General features: G+C 70.0%; 11 protein-coding genes and 1 tRNA gene. 1 reads left to right on the top strand and 11 read right to left on the bottom strand.

Translation table 11 applies throughout. The features are described 5' to 3' along the window. Positions 1-91: 91 nt before the first annotated feature. From E3T61_RS09720 to topA, 7 genes are all read right to left on the bottom strand, one after another. Positions 92-167, bottom strand: a tRNA-Thr gene (locus E3T61_RS09720). A gap of 52 nt (positions 168-219) precedes the next feature. Further along, positions 220-858, bottom strand: a complete 639-nt coding sequence (locus E3T61_RS09725) for a TetR/AcrR family transcriptional regulator (RefSeq protein WP_134640656.1) — start codon at positions 856-858, stop codon at positions 220-222. 3 nt (positions 859-861) lie between these two features. Continuing rightward, the gene (locus E3T61_RS09730) at positions 862-2,364 is read right to left on the bottom strand and encodes an alpha/beta hydrolase (protein ID WP_134640677.1); all 1,503 of its coding nucleotides are present in this window, start codon (positions 2,362-2,364) and stop codon (positions 862-864) included. 74 nt (positions 2,365-2,438) lie between these two features. Further along, entirely contained in the window at positions 2,439-3,641 is a 1,203-nt protein-coding gene (locus E3T61_RS09735) for a DNA polymerase III subunit delta' (protein WP_134640657.1), read from the bottom strand. 310 nt (positions 3,642-3,951) lie between these two features. Further along, the gene (locus tag E3T61_RS09740) at positions 3,952-4,383 is read right to left on the bottom strand and encodes a VOC family protein (protein WP_134640658.1); all 432 of its coding nucleotides are present in this window, start codon (positions 4,381-4,383) and stop codon (positions 3,952-3,954) included. Between the two features lie 13 nt (positions 4,384-4,396). Further along, positions 4,397-5,020 (bottom strand): dTMP kinase, encoded by a 624-nt coding sequence (tmk, locus tag E3T61_RS09745; RefSeq protein WP_134640678.1) that lies wholly within the window; start codon positions 5,018-5,020, stop codon positions 4,397-4,399. A gap of 23 nt (positions 5,021-5,043) precedes the next feature. Next, positions 5,044-8,067 (bottom strand): type I DNA topoisomerase, encoded by a 3,024-nt coding sequence (topA, locus tag E3T61_RS09750; RefSeq protein WP_134640659.1) that lies wholly within the window; start codon positions 8,065-8,067, stop codon positions 5,044-5,046. Positions 8,068-8,328: 261 nt separating this feature from the next. Between topA and E3T61_RS09755 the strand changes: the two genes are divergently transcribed. Beyond that, a complete protein-coding gene (locus E3T61_RS09755; protein ID WP_134640660.1) occupies positions 8,329-8,589 on the top strand; it encodes a hypothetical protein in 261 nt (86 codons plus the stop codon). Here the strand turns inward: E3T61_RS09755 and E3T61_RS09760 are convergent. The 4 genes from E3T61_RS09760 to E3T61_RS09775 form a co-directional block, all read right to left on the bottom strand. After that, complete coding sequence (locus tag E3T61_RS09760) at positions 8,586-8,954, bottom strand: Rv3654c family TadE-like protein (RefSeq protein WP_241992490.1); 369 nt, start codon at positions 8,952-8,954, stop codon at positions 8,586-8,588. The two genes, E3T61_RS09755 and E3T61_RS09760, sit on opposite strands and share 4 nt — an antisense overlap. Positions 8,955-8,980: 26 nt before the next feature. Continuing rightward, positions 8,981-9,382 (bottom strand): TadE family type IV pilus minor pilin, encoded by a 402-nt coding sequence (locus E3T61_RS09765; protein WP_174777003.1) that lies wholly within the window; start codon positions 9,380-9,382, stop codon positions 8,981-8,983. Continuing rightward, positions 9,375-9,560: a DUF4244 domain-containing protein gene (locus tag E3T61_RS22670; protein WP_420898477.1), complete on the bottom strand. Its 186-nt coding sequence runs from the start codon at positions 9,558-9,560 to the stop codon at positions 9,375-9,377. Before E3T61_RS22670 ends, E3T61_RS09765 begins: the two co-directional genes overlap by 8 nt. Before the next feature lie 310 nt (positions 9,561-9,870). After that, a partial coding sequence (locus E3T61_RS09775; RefSeq protein ID WP_134640661.1) for a type II secretion system F family protein occupies positions 9,871-10,669 on the bottom strand: 799 nt, incomplete at its 5' end.

Consider the following 10,669-nt stretch of genomic DNA (forward strand, 5'->3'; position numbering starts at 1 on the left):
ACCCTATCGCGGCCCAACCCACGTCGGGCCGACCGGATGCGTGTGCCGGGAACGAGAAAAGGACCGGGGCCGTGAGGCTTCCGATCCTTGATGGGGCCGCCTATCAGAATCGAACTGATGACCTATTCATTACGAGTGAATCGCTCTACCAACTGAGCTAAGGCGGCGTGAGACCGAATACTTCCTTGCGAAAGACGCCCGGTGACACAGCATCCAAGCTTAGTCGGTCGGAGAGGTCACGGTGTACAGCTCCTGAAAGGATTTGGCGACCCAGGCCGAGAGCGGGGTGCAATCATCCGCTTCGGCCCAGCATCGCCAGGCGTGCCGGGTGGCGGCCATGGCGATCAGGGTGAGCAGCAGCGCCCGCTGGGCCAGGGCCCGGGGGTCCTCGCCCAGGTGCGGGTCGTCGGCGGTGAGCCGGCGCTCCACGATCTGCTGCAGGCCGGCTTCGAAGTTGCGCAGGGTGGCCATCCGCATGGTGAACAGGTGGCTGTTGTCTTTCATCACCGCGCGCCGCAGCTCGTGGATCTCGCGGTCGCCGTCGGTGTTCTGCAGGCTCCGGCCGATGAGGGTGGCCAGGTCGGTCATCACATCGGCACCGGCGCCCGCGGTGATGAACCGCTCGATGTCGGCGTCGCAGGCCAGCTCCAGTTCGTCGCCGACCAGAGCGGAATCCTTGGAGGCGAAGTAGTTGAAGAAGGTGCGCGGCGAGATCTCGGCCACCCGGCTGATCTCGTCGATCGTCACCTTGTCGATACTCCGCTGGGCACACAGGGTGAGCACCGCGCGCTGGATCTCCCGGCGGGTGGCCAGGCGTTTCCGCTCGCGCAGGCCCGGTTCATCAGCTGCGGCGGCCATGACTCAACACATCGGGTCGGCCGTGGGCACGGTGCCGTCGATGAGGTAGGTGTCGACGGCGTCGTTCACGCAGGCGTTGGACTTGTTGTACGCGGTGTGGCCCTCGCCCTCGTAGGTGACGAGCTGGCCGCTATCGAGCTGCTCGGCCAGGTTCTGCGCCCACACGTAGGGGGTGGCCGGGTCGTTCGTGGTGCCCACGACAAGGATCGGGGCGGCGCCGGAGGCGTGGATCTCCTGGCGTTCGCCGGTGAAGGCGTACGGCCAGTTGGCACAGGAGATGTCGCCGAAGGCCATGTACTTGCCGATGGTCGGGGCGATCTGTTCGATCTGGGCGGCTTCGGCGCGCATGGCTGCGGGGTCGTCGTTGTACGCGTAGTCCACGCAGTTGATGGCCATGAACGCCTCGGTGGAGTTGTCGGCGTAGCTGCCGTCGGGGTTGCGGCCGTTGTACCCGTCGGCGAACTGCATGGCGCCGTCGGCGCTGCCCTGCAGCACACTTTCGAACATGTCGCTGAGGTTGGGCCACGCTGTGGCCTGGTACAGCGGGTAGATGATCGCGGTGAGCAGCGCGTTGGCGCCGAGCTGGCGGCCGTCGGTGGCGGTGATCGGGCTGGCATCCACCGACGCCAGCAGGGCACCGATCGTGGCCATGGCGTCGTCGACGGTGCCCTCGAACGGGCACTCCGTGCCGGCCAGGCAGTCGGTGAGGTAGGCGCGCAGCGCGTTCTCGAAGCCAAGCGCCTGGGTGCTGGTCACCTCGAAGTTGCTGGTGGACGGGTCCAGCGCGCCGTCCAGCACGAGCCGGCCGACCTTGTCGGGGTACAGCTCGGCGTAGGTGGCGCCCAGGAAGGTGCCGTAGGAGAAGCCCAGGTAGTTCAGTTCGGTGTCACCGAGCACGGCGCGCATCAGGTCGAGGTCGCGGGCGGCGCTCTGGGTGTCGACCTCGCCGAGCAGGGCTCCGGTCTTGTCGGTGCAGGCGGCGGCGAAGTCGGTGGCGCTGGTTTCCAGTTCCTGGATCCAGGCGTCGCTGCCGCGTTCGGCGTCGGCGATGCCGTAGAGGTACTCGTCCATCTGGGCGGGTTCGTAGCAGGCCACGGCCGAGGACCGGCCGACCCCGCGCGGGTCGAATCCGACGATGTCGTAGCGTTCCTGCAGTGCGGCGCTGGTGGCGTAGTCGACGGATTCCTTGACGAAGTCGTAGCCGGAGCCGCCGGGGCCGCCGGGGTTGACCAGCAGCGAGCCGAGCCGGTCGCCTGTGGCCGGCTGGCGCACCAGGGCCAGGTCCGCCGAGCCGGCGGCCGGGTCGTCCCAGTCGAGCGGGGTGGACACCGTGGTGCACTGCATGCCGTTGTCGCAGTCGGACCAGGCCAACACCTGGCTGTAGAACGAATCGAGCGACGCGTCGACCTTCTCGCCGGTGGGCGTGGAGGTGGACGGTGCGGGCTGCGGCATGAACCACGGCACGCACCCGGTCAGGCCGAGCGTCACTGCCACCGCGGCCGCCATGGTCGTGAGTACGCGAGAGCGCTTGGTCACTGGGTTCCTCTTCTCTGGTGCATCGGCGGCCGGCTGAGGCGCCGTCACCGTCGGATCATCGATACCAGCATGGCCTCAAGGGCCAACGCCGGTGCCACGTTCGCTTCAATTCTTTGTCTGGCCAGGGCAATCGCATCCATCGTCGCCACCGTGGTCGCCGGCGGGCAGGCCCCGGCGGCGCGGCGCAACTCGGGCAGCAGTTCGAGGTTGATGATGGTGCTGTCCCGGCCCAGCTGCATCATCATCACGTCGCGGTAGAGCGAGGTGAGGTCGACCAGGATGCGGTCGATGCCGTCGCGCAGGCTGCGGGTGGCGCGGCGTTTCTGGTCGTCTTCGAGGTTCTTGATCTGGCTCCGCAGAGCGGGCGGCACCGACTGTCCGGGTTCCACGCCGAGCGAGCGCAGCACGCCCTCTCGTTCGGCGGCATCCCGCTCGATGGTGATCGCCTTGGCGTCGTCACCGGCGATGGCGAGCAGCCGGGCGGCGGCGTTGACCGCGCTGGACACCCCGGTGAGGCCGAGGGCGGCGCGGAGGGTTTCCTCGCGGCGGGCGCGGGCCTCGGCGTTGGTGGCCAGCCGCAGGGCCATGCCGATGTGGCTCTGCGCTTCGCGGGCGGCCCGTTCGGCGACGGCCGGGTCCACGCCGGTGCGACGGATGAGCAGCTCGGCGACCGCGTCGATGCTCGGCACCCGCAGGCGCACGGTGCGCACCCGGGAGCGGATCGTGGGCAGCAGGTCGGCCTCGCTGGGGGCGCAGAGGATCCACACGGTGCGCTCCGGCGGCTCCTCGAGCGCCTTGAGCAGCACGTTGGAGGTGCGCTCCACCATGCGGTCGGCATCCTCGACGACCACGACGCGGTAGCGACCCACCGACGGGGAGTACTGGGACCGGGCCACGGCTTCCTTGACGGAGTCCATCTTGATGATGACGCCCTCGGTGCTGAGCACGGTGAGGTCGGGGTGGGTGCGGGCGTCGACGAGCCTCTTCGTGGACTCGTCGCCCTTCGCGGTGCCGGGGCTGAGCAGCGCGGTCGCGAACGCGAACGCCAGGTTGGAGCGGCCGGAGCCGGGCGGCCCGGTGATCAGCCAGGCGTGGGTCATCGACGAGGACGTGCTCGGGGCAGTGGCGGGCGCATCCGTGTCAGTCTCGGGGCGCTCCAGCGTGGCGACCGCTCCCGGGCGCTCGGCGGCGGCACGGAAGATGGCGATCGCCTCTGCTTGACCCGTCAGGTCGTCCCACACTGCCATTCGTCAAGGCTACCCGGAGCCGGTGACAGCCGGGTGCGGATACCGTGCGATGCCGAGAGGACAGTTGCGGCCAGTCACGCGCCCACACACTGGCCCCAAGTGACTTCTCGCGTTCGGGCCCCTCCGCGAGTTGACAGTTGCGGCCAGTCAGACGCCCGCCAACTGGCCCCAACTGGCGTCTCGCGCAGACCCGCGACAGCGGTGTCGCACCCGACTTGCGGAAGAGTTCCTCTTGAGCGCCCGCGAAGGGGCACATCGCGGCAACTCGCGGGGCGGGCGATCCGCAGCGGGGCGAGTGCGACAGGCAGGCTCAGCCGAAGCTGACGGTGCCGTCGGCACCGATCTGCCAGCCGGGGTTGTGCGCGATCTCCCAGATGATGCCGCCGGGGGCTTGCACGTGGGCGTGGAAAATCCCGCCGAAGGCGCCCGGCTGAGGCGCTTTGAGCACAGTGCCGCCGGCGGCGGTCATGGCGACGACGACGGCGTGCACCTCGGCCGGGCTCTCCACGTTGTGCGACAGGGTCACCCCCGAAACCGACCCGTGGCTCGGCCCGGTGCCCAGGTCCTCGGCGAATTTGTCGGCGTCGAAGAGGCCGAGCACGGCGCCAGGGGCTACCTGGAAGAAGATGATCTCGCCGGGCACGTCGATCAGCGGCACCCAGCCCAGGGCAGCGACGTAGAACGCGCGCGCCACATCCAGATCCGGTGTGGCGACGGTGATGAAGTGCACGTTCTGCTTCATGGGCGCGCGGCGTTCAGCTGAGCAGGGCGGCGACGCGGGTGCGGATGAGCGCAGCCAGCTCGTCGATCGGCAGCGACGCATCCAGCACCAGGAAACGATCCGGCTCGGCGGCGGCGAGGTCGAGGAAGGCGGCGCGCACGCGGGCGTGGAACTCGCCCTTCTCGGCTTCGAGCCTGTCGAAGACCTTGTCGTCGGCGTCGAGGCGCGCGCGCGCGGCGGTCTCGTCGAGGTCGAGCAGCAGCGTGAGGTGCGGAAGCAGCCCCTCGACCGCCCAGAGCGAGAGGTCGCGCACCTCGGTGCCACCGAGCACCCGGCCGGCGCCCTGGTAGGCCACGGAGGAGTCGAGATAACGGTCCTGGAGCACGATCTCGCCGCGGGCCAGCGCCGGACGCACCAGCGTGGCGATGTGCTGGGCCCGGTCGGCGGCGTAGAGCAGGGCCTCGGCGCGGGGCGAGACCTCGCCGCGGTGGTGCAGCACGATCTCGCGGATGGCGACGCCCACCTCGGTGCCGCCGGGTTCGCGGGTGCGCACCACGGTGCGCCCCTGGGCCTGCAGCCATTCGCCGAGCAGCTGCGCCTGGGTGCTCTTGCCCGACCCGTCGCCACCCTCGAGGGTGATGAACAGGCCGGGCGTCACCGGTGCGGTTGGTGCTGTGGTGCTCACGACTGCGCGGCCGCCTGGGCTGCCTTCGCGGCTGCGGTGGCAGCCCGGGTGGCTGCGGCCTTCGCGGCGGTCGCGGCCTTCTGCTCCGGGGTGCGCTCGGCGCGCACACTCGGGGTGGCCGTTGACGCGCCGGTCTTCTTGGCCGGAGCCCGCTTGGCGGCGGTCTTCGTGGTGGCGCCGGCCTTCTTGGCCGGAGCCTTCTTGGCGGCGGGCTTCTTGGCTGCCGGCTTCTTGGCGGGAGCCTTCTTCGCAGCGGCCCCGCGCTTGACGACCGGACCCTTGGCGCGCTTGTCGGCGAGCAGCTGAACGGCGCGCTCGTAGTCGACCTCTTCGACACTCTCGGCCTTGGGGATCGTGGCGTTGGTGATGCCGTCCGTCACGTAGGCGCCGAACCGGCCGTCCTTGATCTTGATGGCCTTGCCGCTCTCCGGGTCGGGCTCTTCGAAGTCCTTGAGCGCGCTGGAGGCCCGGCGGGCGCCGTACTTGGGTTGCGCGTACAGTTCCACCGCGCCGGCCAGGTCGATCTCGAAGATCTGGTCTTCGCTGGTGAGCGAACGAGTGTCGACGCCCTTCTTGAGGTACGGGCCGAACTTGCCGTTCTGGGCGAGGATCTCGGTCTGCGTCTCGGGGTCGATGCCCACCACGCGGGGCAGGTTCAGCAGCGCCAGCGCGGTGTCGAGGTCGACGGTGGCCAGGTCCATCGACTTGAACAGCGACGCCGTGCGCGGCTTCACCGCGGCGGCGGCCTTCTTGGCCGGGGCCTTGCGCTTGGGCTTGGTGGCGGCAGCGGCTGCGGCCGGCGCTCCGGCGTCGGCCAGCGAGGTGACCTCGCCGGTGAGCGGGTCGATGGATTCGCCGGGTCCGTCGGTGTCGGCGGGCGGCTCGAGCTCGGTCACATACGGGCCGAAGCGACCGTCCTTGGCGACGATCTCCTTGCCGTTGTCGGGGTTCACGCCGATGACGCGGTCGGTGACGACCGGGGCATCCACGAGTTCACGGGCCTTGGCCGGGGTGAGCTCGTCGGGGGCCAGGTCCGGCGGGATGTTCACCCGGCGGGGCGTGGCATCCGGGTCGGCGGTGGGGCTGGCGACCTCGAGGTAGGGGCCGTACTTGCCGATGCGCAGGGTGATGTCGTCGACGATGTGGATCGAGTTGATCGTGCGGGCGTCGATCTCGCCGAGGTTGTCGACCACCTGGCGCAGGCCCCGGTGCTTTTCGGATCCGAAGTAGAAGCTGGTCAGCCAGTCCACCCTGTCGGCGGTGCCGCTGGCGATGCGGTCGAGGTCGTCTTCCATCTCGGCGGTGAAGTCGTACTCCACAAGGTCAGAGAAGAATTCCTCGAGCAGGCGCACGACCGAGAAGGCGATCCAGTTGGGGATCAGGGCCTGGCCGCGCGGGGTGACGTAGCCGCGGTCGGTGATCGTGGAGATGATCGATGCGTACGTGGACGGGCGGCCGATGCCGAGCTCTTCGAGCTTCTTCACCAGGCTGGCCTCGGTGTACCGGGCGGCCGGGGTGGTTTCGTGACCCTTGGCCTCCACCTCGACGAGGGTCAGCTTCTGGCCCTCTTCCAGCGGCGGCAGCTTCGACTCGGTGGCGTCGGTGGGGGCGTTGCGCTCTTCGTCCTTGGATTCCTCGTAGGCGAGCATGAAGCCGCGGAAGGTGATGACGGTGCCGCTGGCGGCGAACTCGGCGAGCGCCTCGGTGGCGGCGGGGTGCGCGGCCTGGCCGGTGGGGCCCGCGGCGATGGTCACCGACGCGGTCGAACCGGTCGCATCCGCCATCTGGCTGGCGACGGTGCGCTTCCAGATCAGGTCGTACAGCTTGAAGTCATTGCCGCGCAGGCTGCTGGACAGCGACGCCGGGGTGCGGAAGGTGTCACCGGACGGGCGGATGGCCTCGTGGGCCTCCTGGGCGTTCTTGCTCTTGCCCTTGTACAGCCGCGGGTTCTCCGGCACGGTTTCGGCGCCGTAGAGCGACGCGGCCTGCTTGCGCGCGGCGGTGATCGCCTGCTGCGACAGCGACGGCGAGTCGGTACGCATATAGGTGATGTAGCCGTTTTCGTACAGCGACTGGGCCACGCTCATGGTCTGCCGAGCGGTGAAGCGGAGCTTCCGCGCCGCCTCCTGCTGCAGGGTGGAGGTGGTGAACGGTGCGGCGGGGCTGCGGCGGTAGGGCTTGGAGGCGACCTTGGTGACCGTGATCGGCACGCCCGGCACCTTGAGGGCCTCCGCGAGGGCGAGGGCGGATGCCTCGTCGAGGGTGGCCGCGACGACCTTGGGCTTGAGCTTGCCGGTGTCGTCGAAGTCGCTGCCGGTGGCGATGCGTTCGCCGCCGAGACGCACGAGCTTGGCCTGGAAACCGTTCTCGGCGCTGGCGCCGGGCGCGAGCTGGGCCAAGAGGTCCCAGTAGCCGGCGGAGACGAAGGCGAGGCGTTCGCGTTCCCGGTCGACGACGAGGCGGGTGGCGGCGGACTGCACCCGGCCGGCAGACAGGCCGGGGCCCACCTTGCGCCAGAGCACGGGCGAGATCTCGTAGCCGTAGATGCGGTCGAGGATGCGGCGGGTTTCCTGCGCGTCGACGAGGGCGGTGTCGAGGTCGCGGGTGTTGTTGGTGGCCGCGATGATGGCGTCCTTGGTGATCTCGTGGAATACCATCCGCTTGACCGGAACCTTGGGCTGGAGGACCTGCAGCAGGTGCCAGGCGATGGCCTCGCCTTCGCGGTCCTCATCAGTTGCGAGGAGGAGTTCGTCGGCGTTCTTCAGAGCTCGTTTGAGGTCGCTGACGGTTTTCTTCTTGGCGTCGGAGACCACGTAGTACGGTTCGAAGCCGTTGTCGACGTCGACGGAGAACTTGCCCAGCGGGCCCTTTTTGAGCTCCGGCGGCAGATTCTTGGGCTCGATCAGGTCTCGGATGTGTCCGACCGACGACAAAACCTCGTATCCGTCGCCCAAATAGGCGGCGATCGACTTCATCTTCGTCGGCGACTCGACAATGACCAGCTTCTTAGTGCCTGGCACCAGACTCCTCTTTATAGGTAACGGTCTGTGTAACGACCAAGCCACACCATACACACAGGAATCGAGTGCGCGCCGACCACGACGGCGCCGGAGCGCCCCGAATCGCCTCCACGGTAGCTCGCCTGCGGCGCAGTGCAAGGGCGGAAACGGATGTGCGCACATGTTCCCGGACGGTGTTGAGGGGCGGCCGACACGCGGCAGGCGAGACCCGGATTGAGGATTGGGGGTTGCCTGAACGGGGCACGGACGCACAATAGAGACATGGTTACTGCAGCGCAGGGCACGTACACCGCGAAACTGACGGACGGCCCCCTCGAAGGAAAGACCGTTACCACCGAGTTCCTCGAGTCGGGGGATCCCCGGCCGCGGCTCGAAATCCCCGCCGACTCGCGCGGCAAGCGCTACCTCTATGCACGAGCGGCCGGCCTGGAGTTCGATTCCGCCGAGCATCCCGACCAACCGTCCGCTGTGGACTACCGCTACCTCGAAGCGCTTTTCGACACTCCCCCCGCCTCCAGCTAGGGGGCCGGCCCGGCTCGCGCCCTGGAGCTGAGCGGGAACACGCCGACCGTGCGGGCAACCGCCACGGTGGCGATCAGGCCGTCAACCGTGCAGGCGGCCAGTCGGGCCCCGTTCAACTCGGCGGCTCGCGCCGCGGTTTCACAGGGCACCCCCGGCATGAGACCGGAGGCGACATCGGCCGCGGCGAGCGCCGCGGCATCCGCGGCACCCTGCACGGACTGATGGGTCGGCAGCAGCGCCAACACCGGAACCAGCACAGCAGTGAGCGTGACGAGTGCGCCAAGCAACGCGACCACGAGCACCGAACCGGAGCCCCGTTCGGATCGGCGGGTCACAGGGCGGCGGGCGCCGGATCGGCGGGTCACACGTCGGCGGGTGACGGGTCGCCGGGTCACGGGTCGGCGCTCGCGGTGTCGCTGGCGAGGGCACAAGACCTAGCGCCGAGGGTGAGGCCCGCGGCGGCGAACGGGGCGAAGGCGCTCGGCGCGCTGAGCCTGGCGCAGACGAACTCGCCCTGCCGCTCCTCGGCGAGGACCGCGCCTGGGGCCACCGCGGCCAGCAGCCCGGTCGCCGAGCCCGCGCCGTCGCCGCGGGCCAGCAGCCGGGCCATGTAGGCAGCGGCATCCGACATGCGCACCTGCTGACCCATCACCTGCACGGCGCCCAGACACAACGCCAGCACCACGAGCACGGCGGGGAGCGCGGCGGCGAACTCGGCGGTGATGCTGCCCCGGTCGCGGTGCCGCCCGCCCGCCGACCCGTCGGGGCGGTGCGCGCCGGGACGATCAGCCAACAGTGAGCGCACTGCGCACCAGGTCGGTGAGGATGCCGCGCACCTCGTCGCCGCGCAGGATGACGATGAGCAGGCCGGCAAACCCTACCGCGGCCATGGTCGCGACGATGTACTCGGCCGTGGCGGCACCGCGGTCCTCTTTCATACGCCGGAGGGCGCGGAAGGAGTTGGAGCGCACCGTGCGGGTGCGCACAAGTCCATTGCGGATCCCGGTGCCCACGCTGGGATGGTGCCAGGGCGACGCGGCGGCACGGTCGGCCGTCGCCTCCTTTCCGGTGGTCGCCTCGGCTTGAACGTCATGCTCGATCGGCGGTACAGAAGAGCTGGTGAGAATGGACATGGTGGATCTCCTTTCGCGTGCGATACGCGGTGCAAGCGGCGCGAGTGCAGCCAGCCTGCCCCGCCGCCGCCGTCCGCATGGGCGGCGGCGGCCCGGCGGTGCATAGTTCGTCGGCCCGCCAGGCTGTGGAGGAGGGCCATCAACGGCGTCACTCGAAGCTGCCGAGGGTGGACGTGAGCACGCTGAGCAGCAGCGGCGCCACGCCCACGAGCATGAACGCGGGCAGCACGCAGACGCCGAGGGGAATCATCAGGACTACGGCGAGGGTTTCGGCGCGCTGGCGACCCTCGGTGCGGGCATCCCGGCGCAGCTGCTCCGCCTCGCTGCGCAGCAGTTCGGCCGCGGGCACTCCGGCGCGGGCGGAGAGGGTGAGCACCCGGTCGATCACCGCGTCGGTGGCGGTATGGTCGGCGCCGGGGGTGCGCAGCCCGAAGCGTTCGGCGCTCTGCCTGGCGGTGCGGCGGGCGCCGTCGAGGGAGCCGCCGCCCGTCATGCCGATGGCGGTGAGGTCGAGCTCCAGCCCCGGCGCGGGGCCGCCGGCCTGAGCGCGACGCACCAGTCGGCGGTTCCAGCGCGCAGCGGCGAACATCAGCACCGAACCCGCGGCCAGGCAGGCCAGGCCAGGACCGGTGAGCAGCAGGGTGCGCAGGGTGTCGAAGCCCATCAGGCTGCCGAACAGCAGCGCCACCAGAGGCAGCACCATCACCAGGCGGGCGGTGGCGCGCGGTCCGGTGAGGGCAACGACGAGGTCACGGTGCAGCTGGCCGAGCTCCCGGAACGCGGCGGCCAGGTCGCGCAGGCAACCCGACAGGGGCGCGCCGGCGCGGGTGGCGACATCCCACGCCGCGGCGAGCGCCCGCCAAGCGTCGGCAAGCTGGTCGGACAGCCCGGCGGCCGCCTCGGCGATGGCGTCGGCGACGTTGTCGCCGGCGCGGGCGGCGCGGCCC

It is taken from the genome of Cryobacterium lactosi (assembly GCF_004403945.1).
GTDB lineage: Bacteria > Actinomycetota > Actinomycetes > Actinomycetales > Microbacteriaceae > Cryobacterium > Cryobacterium lactosi.